Raw genomic sequence first — 16,518 nt, forward strand, 5'->3', positions numbered from 1 at the left:
CCAACCATGAGCAGTCCACGCGTCTTGATTTGCGGTTCCATCGCCTTTGACACCATTATGGTGTTTGAAGGTCGTTTTAAAGACCAGATTCTTCCGGATCAGGTTCACATTCTGAACGTGGCATTCCTGGTGCCCACGCTGCGAAAGGACTGGGGCGGTTGTGCCGGGAATATTGCCTACAGCCTAAACATGCTGGGCGGTTTGGCAGTACCCATGGCCACGGTTGGCCATGACGGCGCTGGTTATGTGGAGCGCCTCAAAGGTCTGGGGATTGACACCAGCATGCTGCGCACTGTCAACGACGAGTTCACCGCACAGGCCTTTATCACGACCGACCTCGACGACAACCAGATCACGGCATTCCACCCGGGTGCGATGAGCCATTCGCACCTCAACACGGTGGCGCAGGCCGGCCCCATTGCCCTGGGCATTATTGCCCCGGATGGACGAGACGGCATGATTCAACACGCCGAGCAATTTGCAGCCGCCGGCATTCCATTCGTGTTTGACCCGGGTCAGGGTTTGCCCATGTTCGGCAAGCCCGAACTGGACCGTTTTTTGGAACTTGCAACCTATGCGGCGGTCAATGACTATGAAGCCAAGATGTTGTGTGACAAGACCGGCCTCAGCCTGGAGCAGATCGCAACCCGTCTGAAGGCACTCGTGGTTACCCGGGGCGCGGAGGGCAGTTGGATATTTACAGAGGGTCAACGCCTGGACATTCCATGCGTTAAAGCAGAGACGATTGCAGACCCCACAGGCTGTGGTGATGCTTACCGGGGCGGATTGTTGTACGGTTTGTCGCAAGGCATGCCCATCCGAAAAGCGGCCCAATTGGCCAGCTTAATGGGGTCGTTGAAAATTGCGCACAAAGGTGGCCAGAATTACCACCTCACGCGCGACGACATTGCAGCACAGTACGCAGCCGCATTTGGCGAGTCACTTTGATCATTTGAAAGGAATTTTCACCATGTCTCAACGCCGGAATTCTCGAATCAAAACCACCGCTGTGCTCGCCCTGCTAGCCTTGACAGGCCTGGCGGGCTGCGCAACACAAAGCACCTCCGGCCAGGTATACCGGGAGGGCGAAGCGCGCCGTGCCCAAATTATCGAACAAGGCGTGGTCGAAAGCGTCCGCAACGTCACGATCCAAGGCGACACCAACAACGTGGGCACCCTGGCTGGCGGCGTGCTGGGTGGCATGGCTGGTAGCAATATTGGCGGCGGCAGTGGGCGAGCAGCTGGTGCCATTTTGGGTGCTGTGGCAGGTGGTATTGCAGGTCAAGCTGCAGAACGCAACCTATCCAACCGCCCTGGGCTGGAAATCACTGTGAAGATGGACAATGGCACATTGCGCGCCTACGTACAGGATGCCGATGAGCAGTTCCGCCCCGGCGAACGCGTCCGCATTGTCAGCAACGGCGGTGTTTCGCGCGTTAGTCACTAACAGCCACAAGCAACTACATCACCCCACAATCCGTTCTGCGGATTGAACCAAACCCGTCCTCTGATTATATTCAGAGGGCGGGTTTTTTATTGGATGAACCTTCAGCAAGCCCAAACCACGAAAGATGGAGCATCGCCCCACCGTTGTCGTACCCTGTTTGACAAGGACTCAACTTGAACACATACATCAGCAGTTCAGCCAAAAATCACCAGCGAATTCTCTGGGTGGTCAGCGTCTTCTTCTATTTCACGCTGGTGAGCTTCGGCTCTGCCTTGATGCAAGATCTACCCACGGCCTACCAACAAAGCCAGGTTCCCTACGCATCGGCCAGCGAACAAGACCGTATTCGTCTGAAAGAGCTGCAAGGTGTTGAGGAAAGGCTGAACCATCAGACTGCACCATTAAACACTCACCTGAATGCACTGCAGTCGCAGCGGAATGCCCAAAAAAGCGTTTACGAAAACCTGCGAGCACAACAACAGTCTTTGTTGGAAAGCCGCACAGCCAGCCAAGACGTGCAGTACAACGACAGCATCAAAGCACTGAACACCCAAGTGGCCCAAGCCCTTCGAGATTTGCAGGTTCTGGATGAACAAATCGCGAAGGATCAACAATCCATCGCCACCTTGCGCGATGGCGCGGCGGTTCAAATTCAAGCGCTGAACACCCTCAAGCGCACCCTGGACAATGCGGAGGCCAAAGCCCAACAGGCCTTTGACCTCAAGGTGTTCTTCATCCGGTTGGCGCTGATCGTGCCACTGGTGCTGGCCGCTGCCTATGCGCTCAAAAAACACCGCAAAGGCCCCTACTGGCCATTCGTATATGGCTTCGCTGCGGCGGCTTTTACCTTCTTTTTTGTTGAACTCACGCCGTACATTCCAGATTTCGGTTTTGGAAAATACGTCTACAGCCTTTGCGCCATTGGCCTGACAGTGTTTGCAGGTGTGAAAACCATTCAGGCACTCAACGCTTACCTGGCCCGTCAAAAAGAACTGGAGAAAACCAGCACCCAGGCCCGCAAGGCCATGTTGTCCAAGGATGCGTTGTATGACTCGTCCATGAAGAAGTTGAAAGCGGGTGCCTGCCCAAGCTGTGAAAAACCCATTGCAGACTTTATCAAGGCCCATGAAGGCAAACCCTTGCACTGCCCCCATTGTGGATTTGGTATTAAAACCCGGTGCAACAGCTGTGGTGAAGTGAAAAATTCACTGACCAAATTTTGTGCGCACTGTGGCAGCGCAGATTCGGGTTTGGCGGACGACGCTGCGCCGCCAGAGCCCACTTGATGGCAGGTTGCTGCTTAAAACCCGGGCATCACCCGTTGCAGCACCATCATCACGATTTGCAGAATGAGAAAGAACACCAGCGGCGACAAGTCCACATTGCCGATAGACGGCAATACCCGCCGTAGCGGTTCCAGAAACGGCCGTGACAACTCATTGAGAATGGCGGCCATGGGCGAAAAGGGGTTTACCCAACTCAACACCACTTGAACCAACACAATGCCCATCAACAGATAGGCGATATTGCGAATGACCCAGAAAATAGCCAGGGGAATCGAAAAGGTGACCAATGCAGCCACACCCGGACTGCTTCGAGACAGGGCAACCGACAACCCCACCAGCACCATGTGAAGCACAAACGACACAAGAAACGCACCCAACACAGAGGCCCAATCCACACCACCGTAACCAGGCACACCTTTGCGCAAGGGCTTTACAAGCCAGTCCGTCATCGAAAAAATGAACGGTGACAGGGGGTTGTTGGGGTGAATTCTTACCCACTGCATCAAAGCGCGAAGCAGCAGGCAAAAAACGACAAGGCTGGCAGCTGTCTCAAGCACCAGGCGCAAAATATCAATCAGCAGCATATGCCCCCGTGAAACTGTTAGGGCCGTGAACCCGTGGGGAACGGCCAGGTGGTGGTTGCACCTTTCAGTTTACGTGGTTTTGCAGCGCCCGAACGGCGGCGGCGTGCAGGCTTGACTGGCGTCAGCAAGGCCAACGGGGTTACTTCGCCGGGCGACAGGGCAGTTTTGGACGGCTTGCGCGACGCGCTTGCCGATTTGATCGAGGTGGTCACAGGACTGCTTTCTTGAGCTGGCTGGGGCTTCGCTGCTTCAACAACCATGGGTGATGTAAGCACCGGGGCAGGCGTTGTAACAGGCTTGGCCACAGGGGGTTTGGACGGTTTCTGCGCTGGCTTGGCCGATGGCTTAACCACCGGCTTTGCTGGAGCAGGAGAATTCGCGATTTTACCGGACTTTGGCTCACTTTTCACCTTTTTATCAGGCACCGGCTTGAGTGTGCTTTTCACGGCTTTCACGACGGGTGAGGCTTTTTTGACCGCAGTGGACTTCACCGTCGAAGCGCGCGATTTTGCAGTACTTTTCGCAGAATTGACTGCCTTTTTAACCACTGCGGTGACTTTGGACACCACGGTGCTCGCTGCCTTTTTTGCAGCGGTCTTCGTGACCGCAGGCTGCTTTGCTGGCGCTTTGGCAGTCGGTTTGGCGACAGACTTTTTGACTTCAGCGTTGGCTGCTGACTTGGATACAGGCTTTGCTGCGTCCTTTTTACCAAGCGCTGGTGCGACTGATTTCTTGCTCACTGGTTTGGGAGGTTCTGCTTTTTTGGGGGCAGACTTTACAGCGGTCTTTGCAGCGGGTTTGGCTGCTGTGGGTTTGGCCTTGGTTACAGGTTTGGCCACAGGCTTTGCCGCAGGCTTTACGGCAGGCTTGGCTGATCCTTTGGCACGCTGAGTGGTTGGCATAGTGACTCTCCCATCTTGTTCTTAGAATTGCTCTGAGAAGAGTAGCAGTAAGGTCTTGAATACACAACAAATAGTCGCGCATAAACCCATGAAACCGACAGCGAGATGACCCAACAAAGCCACAAGGTGGCCAACACATGGCTTAAAAAGTGCGCACCCCGAACCAATTGGACTACACAGACCACAAGGCTAAGCAACACAACGGCGATGGACAACGTACGCTGGTAACGCCCCTCTGGCCAGGCCAGTGCCCGTCGAATCCTCGGCAGAAACAACACGCCCAACCACATCAAACCCACGCTGGCATGCCCACTGGGAAAACATTTGCCTGACCCAGCCTGAGACAAATCGTTGTCTGTTGCATCGTAAAACAAAGGCAACCAGGTGCTTTGACCACCATAGGTTTGCAGATCCCAGGGGCAACTGTGCAGGGACCGGGTTTTGAGCAGACTCACCACCGCGGCCGACAGAACGCTGCTGATCAGCACGAATACTGCGGCATGTGACCAGCCCGCTTTCCGCACATAACGCTGTGCCAACATCCACACCAGCAGAGCAAACCACAGCACAGTGCTGAGGTGTTTTAACCGATTGTGAAGCAGTTGCTCCGCCCACCACTGGTGTTGCAAGGGGAACGCGTGTTGCGCGCTGGAGTAAAACCAGTCGGCCACGTCGAAGTCAATGCGGGTGTAGCGGTTTAGGTAGACGATGAATACCCCAAACAGCATCAGGAGCCCCACGTGGCCCCAACCGGTCCTCTGCTCACCTGCTGTTTTCTGCTGCACGCCTTGCCCCTTATAAACAGGGCAAAGCGTATTCAAGCGGGATTAAGCAAACATTAAGCCGTCTTCATCCACCGGGTCTTTCAGCAACACTTTTTGGTCGTGGTAGTAGTCCTGCTTGTTGCGCCAGGGGTGTGTGGCCCCTTGTCGAGGAAGCTGGTCGGCGACCCGTTTCAAGTAATTCGAGCTCAAACCGCCCAGCACCGTCAGCTCATTGACCACCGGTACCTCACCGGCATGCGGCGTGGCCACCGTGAGCCCGTGCTTGTCCATGTGTTTGAGCAACCGGCACACAAAACCAGCGGCCAGATCCGACTTCAATGTCCAACTGGCGTGGGTGTAACCCAGCACGACCGCCGCATTGGGTACGTCTTGCAGCAGCACGCTCTTGTAGAACATTTTCTGGCCCAAGTTGACGGGCACGCCGTCTTTCATCAAATTCATGCCGCCCACCATCTGCACATTCAAACCGGTGGCTGTCACAATCAAATCGGCTTCCAGCAATTCGCCCGACTTCAAGCGAATACCTTCCGGCTCAAAGCGCTCAATGTGGTCGGTCACCACATCGGCTTTGCCGCCGCGCAAGGCTTTGAAGAAATCACCGTCGGGCACCAGGCACAAGCGTTGGTCCCAGGGCATGTAGCTGGGGCTGAAGTGCTTGATGTCAACAGTCGAGCCTTTCAACTGACGAGCCACCATCTTCAAGATGAATTTGCGCATGGCCGCTGGCCGGCTTTTGCAGGCCTTGAACATGACATGGGCCAGGCCAATGGTGCGGGTGCGGTTCAACTTGTAAGCGAGGTTGGCTGGCAGGGTTTTTTGAAGCACCTGGGTGATGGCATCCACCGATGGCAGCGAGAAAATATAGCTGGGCGACCGTTGCAGCATGGTCACTCGCGCGGCCTTGTCCACCATGCTGGGCACCAGGGTCACGGCTGTGGCACCACTGCCAATCACCACCACCCGTTTGCCGGTGTAGTCCAGGCCTTCAGGCCAGTGTTGGGGGTGCACAATTTGCCCCTTAAATGTGTCTTCACCGGGGAAGTCGGGCTTGTAGCCTTTGTCATAGTTGTAGTAGCCGGCGCAGCACCAGAAGAATTTGGCGCGGTAGGTTTCCTCTTCGCCAGTGGCTTCATTCACCACCTTCACAATCCAACGCTTGGCCCGTGAATTCCAGTCTGCACTCACCACTTTGCGCTGAAAGCGGATGTGGTCAAACACCTTGTTCTCCGTCGCAGCTTCCTGGACATAATCCCGAATATCCGCACCTTGCGAGAAGAAGTGCGCATTGCGCCATGGCTTGAATTTGAAACCGAAGGAGAACATGTCCGAGTCGGACCGAATGCCGGGGTAGCGGAACAGGTCCCAGGTACCGCCAATGTTGGTGCGGCGTTCCAGGATGGTGAAGCGGCGCTTGGGGAGTTCCTTCTGCAAATGGCAGGCTGCACTGATGCCCGACAGGCCAGCGCCCACAATCAGGATGTCTTCTTCAAAGTGGTTCATGTGTCTCTTGATGTATTGGAATATTTGTGGACCCTAGATTGCTGAAATTTGACATTGAAGGGAAGCCCCCAAGGCTCCCTTCCAGTGCTTTGTCCGAAAAAATGAATCGGGCCAGCGGCTTTGTCACTCGGGACTTCACCCATTGCCGTACCGCGCCACACACGCCACACTGTTGGTCTTGAAAAATCATTCTGGAGAATTGTTCATGGCTGAAATTGCCCGCCCCACTGTGCCCACCGTTCTACCCCCCGAATACGGCACGCCCCTGACTGCAGCCCAGGCCGCTCAAATGATGAAAGCCGCCGAAGACTGCGCCAATGCCGAAGGCTGGCCCATGGTGATTGCCATTGTGGACAGCACAGGCAGCCTGCTGATGCTGCACCGCCACGACAATGCCCAGCGCGCCAGTGTGGACATCGCGATTGCCAAAGCCACCTGCGCTGTCAACTTCCGTCGCGAAACGCGGGTGTTCGAAGAACTGGTGGCCGGTGGCGGTCTGGGTACGCGCCTGCTGGCCATGCCCGGCATGACCCCGCTGGAGGGTGGACTTCCTGTGCTGCTCAATGGCAAAGTGGTGGGCGGTATCGGCGTATCGGGCATGCATTCCACGCAGGATGCATTTGTCGCCAAACACGGCCTGGCGGCCATCGGTGCACTGTAAGTCAAAAACTTCAAAGGAGACCACCATGAGCGCAGTGCCCGTTGCGGAGCCCCATGTCAAACCCGGTGAACGTTACCGGCATTACAAGGGCGGTGTGTACGAAGTGATCTGCGAAGCCGTTCTGGAATCAGACGGCAGCAAAATGGTGGTTTATCACCCGCTGGACAAGGGCGACAAGAACCAGGCCTGGTGCCGTCCCATGTCCGTGTTTTTTGAAAAAGTGTTGGTCAACAACCACCCGGTTCAGCGTTTCACCAAGGTGGACAGCGATTCCTGACCGTTCAGTGCCCGCGCGATGTAATCGCGCGGCACAGTGGGTTTGGGCACGGTCATGTCGAACCAACTTCGCACGTTTTGCTCCAACCCCACGCCATGCATGTAGTTGTACAGGGCCTTGTTCAGGCCCTTGCCCAATGCGTCGTGGTCAACCCCGGTGGGGTCCACAAAGCCCACATCGTTTTTGGCAAACTTACCCTCGGGCAACGGCAACAGCGTTACCCCATAGGCTTCCGGATTTTTCCCAACGGGCGAGTGCACCGTGCAGGCAAACCGGTGGAAAAAACCAGATTGAATGCAGCCCTCTGCAAACAACTGGCGCACATATTCCAGCGCGTCCACCGTGTCTTGAACTGTTTGTGTGGGGAAACCGTACATGAGGTAGGCGTGCACCAGCACACCTGCATCGGAGAACGCCTTGGTGACCCGCGCCACCTGCGCCACCGACACACCCTTTTGCATCAACTTCAACAAACGGTCCGAAGCCACTTCCAATCCACCGCTGATGGCAATGCAACCACTTTGCGCCATCAACTGACACAATTCTGGCGTGAAGGATTTTTCAAAACGGATATTGCCCCACCAGGAAATGGACACCTGCCGTTCCAGCAATTCATGCGCCAGCGCTTTCAGTGATTTGGGGGGGGCAGCCTCGTCCACAAAGTGAAACCCGGTTTGCCCGGTTTCTTCCACAATGCGTTCAATGCGGTTGACCAGCTCCGTGGCGGTGGCGGTTTCATAGCGGCCAATGTAGTCCAGCGACACATCACAGAAACTGCATTTCTTCCAGTAACAGCCATGGGCCACCGTCAGCTTGTTCCAACGGCCATCGCTCCACAGGCGGTGCATGGGGTTGAGCATGTCCAGCAGGCTGAGGTAACTGTGGATGGGCAAACCGTCCCAGGTGGGGGTACCCACGTCTTCAAAGGGCACATCAGGTTCGGCCCAGTTGACATACTTCACCGCGCCTTCTGCAGTTCGCACAAACGTACGCACCAAGCGCTGCGGGCCACGTTTGCCTTGTAAATGTTCAATGAGCGCCAGCAATGGGCGTTCGCCCGCATCGAGTGTGATGGTGTCCACATAGTTGAACACCCGAGGCTCGCCCAGCTCACGAAGCTCGGTGTTGGGGTAGCCTCCACCCAGGGAAACGTGCGCCTTGGGAAACTCAGCCTTGATGGCCTGGCCAATGCGCAGCGCGGCGTACATGGCCCCAGGGAACGGCACCGACAACAGCACCAAATCCGGTTGATGCGCATCACAGGCTTCCAGTGCCAGGCTGACCAACACATCATCCACCAGGGTGGTGTCGCCTTCCAGCGCCAATTCCATGGGATCGAAACTGGCTTGCCCGCTGGCCAGGCTTTCGGCGTAGCGTACAAATTCAAAACGCTCATCTATCGCATCGCGAACCACATCCGACAAGTCATTCAAGTACAGCGTGGCCAAGTGGCGTGCGCGGTCTTGCGCCCCCAAAGCCCCAAAGGCCCACGCCAGCGAATCGCCCCCCTCATCCACATAACTGTTCAGTGAATCAAACCGCTCGCCTTCTGGCAAATAGTTGCGGGTGTTGATGCGGTGGGCCAGGGTAGAATCGCCTCCCTGCAGAAACCGGATGGTGGGCCCAATGGTGGCCCGGTACTGGTCAAAGCGATCCATGAAGGCCGCCACACGTTCGGTCACCTCGGGCTGCGCCTCAATTTCATCGGCAATCGCATCCAATCCTTCCGGCGAAAAGAGGCGAAGCACCAAACCCAAGGCAATATCAGCTTGCACGGCGTGAATGCCTTGCGAGCGCAAAAAACCGGTGAGGTATGCGGTGGAGGGGTATGGTGTGTTGAGCTGCGTCATCGGCGGGATGAGCGACAACACCGTAAAGGCAGATTTGGACATGCCCGAATTATCGGCCATGCCCAGCCTGTGGGTCAAATCGACAGCGAGACACTCAAACCTTTGTGGGGCGGGTCAAAAAGGCCACCAAGGCGGTGACCACGCGCCGAGGCGTAAAGCGCACGCTTTGTGCCATCAGCCAGTTCATAAAGCCCTGAATAAACACCCGCTTACCACCCATCATGGCCTGATAACCCTCAATCGCCACCTGTTCTGACGTGGGCAGGCGTTTACCCTTGACCATGGCGGAATGGTGCATGTCGGCCTTGTCTTGGAAGCCGGATGCAGTGGGGCCTGGGCACAAGGCGGTGACAGACACACCATGCGGTGCCAACTCCTCGGCCAGCGCCTCACTAAAACTGAGCACATAGGCTTTGGTGGCGTAATACACCGCCATGTAAGGACCAGGCTGAAATGACGCTGTAGACGCCACATTCAGGATTTTGCCGCGGTTGGCGATCAGGTCGGGCAAAAACCGCTTGGTCAGAATGGTGAGCGAGTCCATGTTCAAGCGCATCATGGCCAACTCGCCATCCAGGTCGTTGTCCTTGAACTCACCAAATACGCCCACGCCCGCATTGTTGATGAGGTAGTTCAAGGCAATGCCCTTGCCCCGCACTGTAGCCACCAACGCCTCGGCTGCACCCTGGCGAGACAAATCACCAGGCGCAGTTTCAACCTGAACACCATACTGACTTCGCCACTGGGCAGCCAACTCATCCAGCTTGGCAGCGCTGCGCGCTGAAATGATGAGCGACACGCCCCCCTTGGCCAACTGTTCCGCAAAATGCAACCCAATGCCCGACGATGCGCCAGTAACCAATGCCCACTGTTTCATGGTGATTCTCCCACTGTAACAATACCGATATGTTTAAACATATCAACCTATTCAATCTTTAAAAACCCAGGGTCTTTGTGGTACCCCGGGCACGGTTCCTTCACAAACTTTAAGAACAAGCCACTTCGGCCTGTTCTATCAATGTTTTCAACTGACCAATCGGCTCGTCCCATACCAAGGTGTAGTAATTCTCTCGGGACTCTTTTTCCGCAGCAATCAACCCCGCTTCCTTTAGCACCTTCAAGTGGTGCGACACAGTGGGCCGCGAGAAACTGACCCGTTCGCTGATCTCGCTCACATTCAAACGCTCAAACTCCGCCAACAGCAGCAGAATGGCTTGCCGGTTGACATCGCCCAAGGCATGGAACAGTGGCGCGCAGCGGTCCAGCGACTTTTTGACGTCTTTTAAAGTCCAGTGCAGCTTGCCGACTTTACTCATGAAGGTGAATACTCAGGAATTTAAAACATGTTGATGCGTTTAAACACATTAAATCAATAAAGCGCCATGTTGTCAACGGTGCCGGTTTCGATACTGCTCCAGCAACCCCCCAGAAAACACCTGCTTGAAAAAAATCGGCGTCAAGAAGGTGGTGACAATGCCCATCAGCACCAGCGTTGAAAACATGGTGGGGCCAATAAACCCTTTTTGGTAGGCAATGCCCGCCACCACCAGTTCCATCACGCCACGGCCATTGAGCACACAACCCAGGCCGATGGCCTCACGCGAACCCATGCCCACGATGGCACCGCCCAACCAGCCCGAGAGCATTTTGGTGAACACGGAAATCACGATCACGATCAGCGGGAAATCCCAATCGCTGAGCGAGAACCAATGAAACTCCAGGCCGAGGTACGCAAAAAATACAGGCGCCAAAAAACCGTTGGTGATCGAACCCAAGGTATTTTGCAGGTCGGTGTAGCGCGATGCTAAAAAATGCCGCTTGTCCAAAAACAGCGCACCAAAAAATGCACCGATCACAAAGTGAAAGCCCAGGGCCTCGCTGATGGTGCCAAACACCAATACAAACACCACCACAATGCCGAACAGCGCCTCTGGACCAAATATTCGGATCATGGTTTCAGGGAAAGTGGCCACACTGAAATTGCGGGCATCCAACCATTCCAGCAGCTTGTTGAGGGCATACACAACCGCGGCAAAGACCATCAGTTTTAAGGTGGCAATGCCCACCGTGTCCAGGGCATCGTTGACAGTGATTTTTTCGGGCAGGTTCAACACAATGCCCAGCACAAACAGGGCCGCCACGTCATTCACAATCGCTGTGGCCAGCGCGTACTTGGCAATCGGTGTATGCAACACACCCAAGCTTTCCATCAATTTCACCGCCACCGGCAACGCAGTAATGGAAATGCACAAACCCAAAAACACCATGCGCATCACATCCAGCTCATAAGCCTGGGCCACCACAATGCCGCCGCCAAACGGAATGATGAAGCTCAACGCTGCCAACACCAAGCCGCGGCCCTTCATCGCGCTCACAATGTCGGCCAGGCGCATCTCCAGCCCGGCACTCAAAATGATGAGGAACACCGCCAACTCAGTAATCCCTGCCAACGCCTTGTTGGGGCTGATCAAACCCAACACAGCAGGGCCCAGCAACACACCGGCCAAGATTTCACCAATGAGCTCAGGCTGGTTGTAACGGGCAAACAAACGGCCAAACAAACGCGCCGCCACAATCAAGATCAACAGGCTGGATAGGAGGGACATGGCAAACCATTCAAAATATTCGATCGAGTTTAGCATGACCGGCATGACACCCCGAACCACGCTGGGAACCACGCTGGGAAACACCCAAGGTCTTGTTTGACGAATCCATTGACAGTCCGTTCTAACAACGATAGGATACTACCGAAATGTCGCATCCCACACTTGATTTCAAGCGCGCCTATTTGGCGCTGCGCCGGGCACTCGAGAACACCGTGAAACCTTTTGGGTTCACGGGTGGGCAGTTTGACGTCCTTCAATTGTTGATGCACGAGACCGACATCGAGCACCGTGAATTGCAGCGTAGGCTCGCCGTCACCTCCCCCACATTGACCAATATTGTCGATGTTCTGGAGAAAAACGGACATGTGGTTCGACGGTCCAATGCGGACGACGCCCGAACCAAATCGATTGCAATCACCGATGCGGCCCGAGAGATTTGTTACTCAGCAGAATTTTGCGATGCAGGTGACCAATTGGTTGAGCAGATGTTTGCTGGTTTTACCAAAGAAGAACGGAAACAGTTCACCAAGTTGCTGGCACGGATCGAGCGCAATCTCGATTCACTGACTTGAGTTTTTTTAACCATTTAGATAGGAAGCTACAGAATAAGCACATCCCGCTCAACTTCATTGCGCGGATCCATTTAAATCGATAGGAAGCTACTTTTAAACCAATTCAGGAGTAACTCATGAATACCTTAACGACCTTAACGCAACTGGGGTTAATCGCAACACTCATGGCCATGGGCATTTCTTCGGTGAGGGAATTTCGTAACCACACCCCCGGACGTTTTCGCAAAGTGGCCAGCGGGTTGGGCTCAATACTGGCGGGCCTTGGGAATGTGGCTGGTTTGATGGTTCCGTTTTTCGCGTTTTTCATGGCAAGCCTGTCGCTGATTGCGGTGATCATCCATGCCCGGGTTATGCGCAGCACTCGCTCAAGCGTTAGGCCATGGACCTTGGGGGTTGCTGCACTGCTGGCGCTGGCCGTTGCCCTGTTGCAACCACTGGGACTGAAGGTGCTGCTGCTGCCCAAGGCCGACGACTTACCAACCCGGGCTATGCAAACGCGCGTGTTGAAAACCTTCGAACCGGGCGAGTCGCTAGAGGGCATTGCTGTGGGCGCCCAGGGGCAGATTGTGCTGACCACCAACAAAGGACTGCGGTTGGACTCCAGCGATTATTACCAAGCAGCCGAGGGCACACTGCTGCAATGGTCGCCAACCGGTGAAACACGCACCTTGCTCAAAACACCACAAGGCACCACCGCAGGGGTACCGGTGGTTCGCCATGACGGCACCATCTTCATGACCAGCCACGGCAAACAATCAGTGGTGTGGCGCTTGGCGCTCAACCAAAAGCCAGAAGTACTCGCCAAGTTCCCGGAAGATGCCTGGCCAAATGGGCTGGACCTGGGTCCCGATGGGCAGTTGTATTCCCCCGATAGCCACTTGGGCATTGTCTGGAAAATCGATCCCAACACCGGGCGCATCGAGAAAGCTTTTGAGGGTGATGAACTTCGTGCCCGGCCATGGATTGCGCTGGCCCCGGGTGCCAATGGCCTCCACTTCCAAGGGCAATCGATGTTCGTGACCGTATCGGACAGAACAACCCTTCTTGAATTCACCATGAATGCACAAGGCCAACTGGGAAAACCCCGGGTGCTGGCCAAAGGTATTCCAGGTGATGACTTTGCCATCGATGCCCAAGGCAATGTGTACGTCACCACCCACCCCTACAACACGCTGGTGAAAGTAACGCCAACCGGAGAACGAACCATCGTGGGGGGCGAGGCACAATCGCTGCTGGGCCCCACTGCGGCGGCTTTTGGTCAAACCCTGCAGGACGCCAACACCTTGTATGTGGTGACCGATGGTGGCGCCTTTCAAGGCAATCCTCAGGCCAAAGGGCAATTGATCGCAGTCAATACCCAACCCTAAAGTGCAGGGGCCAGGCAATCGCCTGGCCCTGTTTCATGACATTCAATCAGGAACCAATTCGAGACGTGGGCGAGAAAATGACCGGACCCAGGTTTTGAATACCTGCATTGAAATCGGCCATGGCATTGCCCTTGTAATCCTGATCAAAAGAAGCAATTCGCGCATTGTTCAGTGCCCGTTTGGCAGCATCATCATCGGTCAACACCATGATCAATTCTTTGTCGGATACACCACTGACCAGGCGTCTGAATTGCTGAGGATCGCCTTGCTCCAGCAGTTTGTAACCAGCGTCCCCATACCGTTGCTTCAACAAGTCCACCCGCTCGTCAATCGCCGCCTTGTTTTGTTGAATATTCAAGGCCTTGATCTTTTCCCAATTCGCCTTGGAAAAATCGAGCAGCCCCAGAAGATCTTCCAGCAATTTCGCCTGCGCGTTGTTCAGTGCGATTTTTCCGTAGGCGGTATTGACACCCTTGTCGTCAGGCAAGAGTTCCACCGCTTTTTCAATGAGCATGGCCTTCAGTTCATCAGCTTTTCCACCCAGCAGATTGAGAATAAAACTCCGGGTGTTGGAGAACATGTCATCAACCTGAGCTTGGGAAAGGTACTTTGCATCATCACCATAAATTTTTCGAACCAAGGACTCCCGCTTCTCGTTGTCGGCCAAAGCCAGAAGGTTATCGATTTCCTTGACATCGCCATTCTCGGTTTTCAACAAAAAACCATAAGCCACCTGGTCCATGCGGTCCACAGACACACACCCCTGCAACAGGGCCACGCCAAGCAGAACAGGGGCAATCCAACGTTTTACGCTGTTCATACCGCCCCCTTAAAACGAATAGACCAACGACACACCCACGCGGCTGTAATCCGTTTTGGAATTCGCCAACCACGTGGATGCATTCACGCCGGCCGTCCATTTCGAATTGATTTTGTAATCAACACCCAGCCCCAGGGTGAACCACTGCTTGTCCAATGCCGGCTCGGTGGGCAACGGTTGACGCCCATCGGTGAAATTGCTGGCCAAGTTCGACTTAAACAACCAGCCATTGCCGACGTTGTAATTGGCCCCCACCGACAAGGTGTCGACGTCGACCACGGCCTGTTGCGAGGGTGGCGTGTTGCCGTTGCCATAATTTTGCTGCTGGTTAGACCGCACATGCGAATAGCCCGCACTGAACAACCAATCCTGATAGGGCAGGAATGCCGTCACAAATGCACCGGCAATGTCAGTGTCACCGGTGGTATCGGTGGGCGGACCACCCAATACAAATTGATAGCTGCCAGACAGACTGTTCTTTCCATAGAACCCACCCACCGCCAGCCAATCCAGCGGCGTGTAGCCCAGGGTGAGCATGTACTGGTCCTGCCGCGCATTGCCGGTGAGTTGCAGGGGGAAAGCCACAATTTGGGAGTCAGACTCATTCTTGACATAACCCACACTGACCGCTCCAAAGCCCTTGCTGCCCAAGCGGCTGGACACCATCACAGTGGCATCCGTGCCGTCGATTGAGGCGGACGGAAGGCTGGGGTCATTGGAGTCGGACTGGCTTTGACCCAACTCAAATTTCACTTTGATGTCCGAGAAAAAGGGTAGATCCACATCGCCCAAAGGCTTGATGTCCCGAGGCCCGGTGTATGGGCCCAGCTTGGGACCCTTGGCTGGAACCAGGTCGGAAGGAATTTGCTGGGCGGAAGCCCAACCATGCAAAGCCAACAAACCTGCGGCCAACACAGCGTTGCGAATGAAAGGGTGTGCGAATGTCATCAAGATGATCCTCGATACAAATGGATTGAATTGGGCTCAACTGCCAATGCGGGTGCTTGGGAACGCGGTCACGGGTTGTAGTTGCTTTAACAATTGGTCGAAGGTCAATATGGCTGTGGGTGTATTGTCGAAGTCATAACCCCGCACTTCATTGTCGTACCCGTACTCGCTGTATGCGGTCTGCACAGCCTGGACAGCTGTCTGGTCGTCGGTCAGGAACTTGGCCAACGCCGCATCGTCGTACACCAGGCTGGTCAGCGTGCGCGCACGGCCCGACTTCAACGTATCGAAAGCCGAAGACCCCACCCGTTGTTTAATCAAGGCCAAACGCTCATCAACCGCTGCTTTGTTGAGGCCAAGGTTCAATTGTCGGACGGTGGGCCACGCCTTGATGGCCTGGTCAATCTCCAACTTTCGGGCCTGTAGTTCTTCCATCATGCTGGGCTCAGCCTTCAGGCTGATTGTCCCGCCTTTGCCATCCGGAATATCCACCTTTTTGCCAGCCAATAGGTTGTCCATGTAGACGCTGAGGTACACATCGAAACGGGCGGCAATGTTCCACAAAAATGACCGTGAATCGGCAAACATGCTGTCGCGTTGCGCGGGCGAGAGGTAAAGGTAATCATTGCCGTAGGTGAAGTACAGCAAGGTGTCCCGCTGCTCCTGGTTCAGTGAGGCCAGCGCCTCTTTGCCATTGTCGCCTTTGAGTACACTGCGAAAACCGGGCACAATCGCATTTTGAAAGTCGACGATGGCACAACCACCCAGCAGGCCCAAACCCAGAAAGCCAGCCATCAAGAGATTGCGGGCACGGTGACGAAGAAAAATCCAACCACTGAACGGTGACGCACACATGCAACTGACCCAAATCGACGAAGTGCCCCAGTATAGGTTTGGCACTGGGCGCGGAAAA

At 55.1% G+C, this 16,518-nt stretch carries 19 protein-coding genes; 8 read left to right on the forward strand and 11 right to left on the reverse strand.

Annotation, left to right across the window (positions count from 1 at the left end; translation table 11 throughout):
* Positions 1 to 6 precede the first annotated feature (6 nt).
* From NQT62_RS11250 to NQT62_RS11260, 3 genes are all read left to right on the forward strand, one after another.
* Positions 7 to 948: a carbohydrate kinase family protein gene (locus tag NQT62_RS11250; protein ID WP_256764800.1), complete on the forward strand. Its 942-nt coding sequence runs from the start codon at positions 7 to 9 to the stop codon at positions 946 to 948.
* 22 nt (positions 949 to 970) lie between these two features.
* A complete protein-coding gene (locus tag NQT62_RS11255) occupies positions 971 to 1,447 on the forward strand; it encodes an outer membrane lipoprotein (RefSeq protein ID WP_256764801.1) in 477 nt (158 codons plus the stop codon).
* 173 nt (positions 1,448 to 1,620) lie between these two features.
* Positions 1,621 to 2,733: a hypothetical protein gene (locus tag NQT62_RS11260; RefSeq protein ID WP_256764802.1), complete on the forward strand. Its 1,113-nt coding sequence runs from the start codon at positions 1,621 to 1,623 to the stop codon at positions 2,731 to 2,733.
* Between the two features lie 14 nt (positions 2,734 to 2,747).
* Here the strand turns inward: NQT62_RS11260 and NQT62_RS11265 are convergent, their stop codons facing one another.
* Both NQT62_RS11265 and NQT62_RS11270 read right to left on the reverse strand, forming a co-directional pair.
* Complete coding sequence (locus tag NQT62_RS11265; protein WP_256764803.1) at positions 2,748 to 3,317, reverse strand: YggT family protein; 570 nt, start codon at positions 3,315 to 3,317, stop codon at positions 2,748 to 2,750.
* Between the two features lie 17 nt (positions 3,318 to 3,334).
* Complete coding sequence (locus NQT62_RS11270; RefSeq protein WP_256764804.1) at positions 3,335 to 3,529, reverse strand: hypothetical protein; 195 nt, start codon at positions 3,527 to 3,529, stop codon at positions 3,335 to 3,337.
* A 46-nt stretch (positions 3,530 to 3,575) separates the two neighbouring features.
* On the opposite strand from NQT62_RS11270, the gene NQT62_RS11275 reads away from it, so the two are divergent.
* Positions 3,576 to 4,208 carry a hypothetical protein gene (locus tag NQT62_RS11275; RefSeq protein ID WP_256764805.1) on the forward strand — a complete coding sequence of 211 codons (633 nt, stop codon included), beginning with the start codon at positions 3,576 to 3,578 and terminating at the stop codon, positions 4,206 to 4,208.
* Here NQT62_RS11275 and NQT62_RS11280 read toward each other — a convergent pair.
* Positions 4,174 to 5,004: a phosphatase PAP2 family protein gene (locus NQT62_RS11280; RefSeq protein WP_256764806.1), complete on the reverse strand. Its 831-nt coding sequence runs from the start codon at positions 5,002 to 5,004 to the stop codon at positions 4,174 to 4,176. The genes NQT62_RS11275 and NQT62_RS11280 overlap by 35 nt on opposite strands.
* A gap of 42 nt (positions 5,005 to 5,046) precedes the next feature.
* Positions 5,047 to 6,528, reverse strand: a complete 1,482-nt coding sequence (locus NQT62_RS11285) for a flavin-containing monooxygenase (protein ID WP_370569173.1) — start codon at positions 6,526 to 6,528, stop codon at positions 5,047 to 5,049.
* Positions 6,529 to 6,709: 181 nt separating this feature from the next.
* On the opposite strand from NQT62_RS11285, the gene NQT62_RS11290 reads away from it, so the two are divergent.
* Both NQT62_RS11290 and NQT62_RS11295 read left to right on the forward strand, forming a co-directional pair.
* Positions 6,710 to 7,165, forward strand: coding sequence for a GlcG/HbpS family heme-binding protein (locus NQT62_RS11290; RefSeq protein ID WP_256764807.1), 456 nt, complete (start codon positions 6,710 to 6,712; stop codon positions 7,163 to 7,165).
* Positions 7,166 to 7,190: 25 nt separating this feature from the next.
* Positions 7,191 to 7,442 carry a DUF1653 domain-containing protein gene (locus NQT62_RS11295; protein WP_256764808.1) on the forward strand — a complete coding sequence of 84 codons (252 nt, stop codon included), beginning with the start codon at positions 7,191 to 7,193 and terminating at the stop codon, positions 7,440 to 7,442.
* Here NQT62_RS11295 and NQT62_RS11300 read toward each other — a convergent pair.
* From NQT62_RS11300 to NQT62_RS11315, 4 genes are all read right to left on the reverse strand, one after another.
* Positions 7,409 to 9,334, reverse strand: a complete 1,926-nt coding sequence (locus tag NQT62_RS11300) for a B12-binding domain-containing radical SAM protein (RefSeq protein WP_256764809.1) — start codon at positions 9,332 to 9,334, stop codon at positions 7,409 to 7,411. The genes NQT62_RS11295 and NQT62_RS11300 overlap by 34 nt on opposite strands.
* Before the next feature lie 52 nt (positions 9,335 to 9,386).
* A complete protein-coding gene (locus NQT62_RS11305) occupies positions 9,387 to 10,169 on the reverse strand; it encodes an SDR family NAD(P)-dependent oxidoreductase (RefSeq protein WP_256764810.1) in 783 nt (260 codons plus the stop codon).
* A gap of 109 nt (positions 10,170 to 10,278) precedes the next feature.
* A complete protein-coding gene (locus NQT62_RS11310) occupies positions 10,279 to 10,608 on the reverse strand; it encodes an ArsR/SmtB family transcription factor (protein ID WP_256764811.1) in 330 nt (109 codons plus the stop codon).
* 72 nt (positions 10,609 to 10,680) lie between these two features.
* Positions 10,681 to 11,898, reverse strand: a complete 1,218-nt coding sequence (locus NQT62_RS11315; protein WP_256764812.1) for a cation:proton antiporter — start codon at positions 11,896 to 11,898, stop codon at positions 10,681 to 10,683.
* Positions 11,899 to 12,044: 146 nt separating this feature from the next.
* Between NQT62_RS11315 and NQT62_RS11320 the strand changes: the two genes are divergently transcribed.
* On the forward strand, positions 12,045 to 12,470 hold the full coding sequence (locus tag NQT62_RS11320) for a MarR family winged helix-turn-helix transcriptional regulator (RefSeq protein WP_256764813.1): 426 nt from the start codon (positions 12,045 to 12,047) through the stop codon (positions 12,468 to 12,470).
* 116 nt (positions 12,471 to 12,586) lie between these two features.
* Positions 12,587 to 13,837, forward strand: coding sequence for an SMP-30/gluconolactonase/LRE family protein (locus NQT62_RS11325; protein ID WP_256764814.1), 1,251 nt, complete (start codon positions 12,587 to 12,589; stop codon positions 13,835 to 13,837).
* A gap of 46 nt (positions 13,838 to 13,883) precedes the next feature.
* Here NQT62_RS11325 and NQT62_RS11330 read toward each other — a convergent pair whose 3' ends face one another.
* The 3 genes from NQT62_RS11330 to NQT62_RS11340 are packed head-to-tail and all read right to left on the reverse strand — an operon-like array spanning position 13,884 to position 16,460.
* Positions 13,884 to 14,657: a hypothetical protein gene (locus NQT62_RS11330; protein WP_256764815.1), complete on the reverse strand. Its 774-nt coding sequence runs from the start codon at positions 14,655 to 14,657 to the stop codon at positions 13,884 to 13,886.
* Between the two features lie 9 nt (positions 14,658 to 14,666).
* A complete protein-coding gene (locus NQT62_RS11335) occupies positions 14,667 to 15,605 on the reverse strand; it encodes a porin (RefSeq protein ID WP_256764816.1) in 939 nt (312 codons plus the stop codon).
* A 36-nt stretch (positions 15,606 to 15,641) separates the two neighbouring features.
* Positions 15,642 to 16,460 carry a hypothetical protein gene (locus NQT62_RS11340; RefSeq protein ID WP_256764817.1) on the reverse strand — a complete coding sequence of 273 codons (819 nt, stop codon included), beginning with the start codon at positions 16,458 to 16,460 and terminating at the stop codon, positions 15,642 to 15,644.
* Between the last annotated feature and the right edge of the window lie 58 nt (positions 16,461 to 16,518).

This window comes from Limnobacter humi, assembly GCF_024518835.1.
Lineage (GTDB): Bacteria > Pseudomonadota > Gammaproteobacteria > Burkholderiales > Burkholderiaceae_B > Limnobacter > Limnobacter humi.

Bases quoted from the DNA above. Each gene is read 5' to 3' on its own strand.
- NQT62_RS11330 (WP_256764815.1), bottom strand. From the start codon at position 14,657: ATGAACAGCGTAAAACGTTGGATTGCCCCTGTTCTGCTTGGCGTGGCC.
- NQT62_RS11300 (WP_256764809.1), bottom strand. From the start codon at position 9,334: ATGTCCAAATCTGCCTTTACGGTGTTGTCGCTCATCCCGCCGATGACG.
- NQT62_RS11250 (WP_256764800.1), top strand. From the start codon at position 7: ATGAGCAGTCCACGCGTCTTGATTTGCGGTTCCATCGCCTTTGACACC.
- NQT62_RS11275 (WP_256764805.1), top strand. From the start codon at position 3,576: ATGGGTGATGTAAGCACCGGGGCAGGCGTTGTAACAGGCTTGGCCACA.
- NQT62_RS11325 (WP_256764814.1), top strand. From the start codon at position 12,587: ATGAATACCTTAACGACCTTAACGCAACTGGGGTTAATCGCAACACTC.
- NQT62_RS11335 (WP_256764816.1), bottom strand. From the start codon at position 15,605: ATGACATTCGCACACCCTTTCATTCGCAACGCTGTGTTGGCCGCAGGT.
- NQT62_RS11320 (WP_256764813.1), top strand. From the start codon at position 12,045: ATGTCGCATCCCACACTTGATTTCAAGCGCGCCTATTTGGCGCTGCGC.
- NQT62_RS11305 (WP_256764810.1), bottom strand. From the start codon at position 10,169: ATGAAACAGTGGGCATTGGTTACTGGCGCATCGTCGGGCATTGGGTTG.
- NQT62_RS11340 (WP_256764817.1), bottom strand. From the start codon at position 16,460: ATGTGTGCGTCACCGTTCAGTGGTTGGATTTTTCTTCGTCACCGTGCC.
- NQT62_RS11295 (WP_256764808.1), top strand. From the start codon at position 7,191: ATGAGCGCAGTGCCCGTTGCGGAGCCCCATGTCAAACCCGGTGAACGT.
- NQT62_RS11315 (WP_256764812.1), bottom strand. From the start codon at position 11,898: ATGTCCCTCCTATCCAGCCTGTTGATCTTGATTGTGGCGGCGCGTTTG.
- NQT62_RS11255 (WP_256764801.1), top strand. From the start codon at position 971: ATGTCTCAACGCCGGAATTCTCGAATCAAAACCACCGCTGTGCTCGCC.
- NQT62_RS11310 (WP_256764811.1), bottom strand. From the start codon at position 10,608: ATGAGTAAAGTCGGCAAGCTGCACTGGACTTTAAAAGACGTCAAAAAG.
- NQT62_RS11265 (WP_256764803.1), bottom strand. From the start codon at position 3,317: ATGCTGCTGATTGATATTTTGCGCCTGGTGCTTGAGACAGCTGCCAGC.
- NQT62_RS11290 (WP_256764807.1), top strand. From the start codon at position 6,710: ATGGCTGAAATTGCCCGCCCCACTGTGCCCACCGTTCTACCCCCCGAA.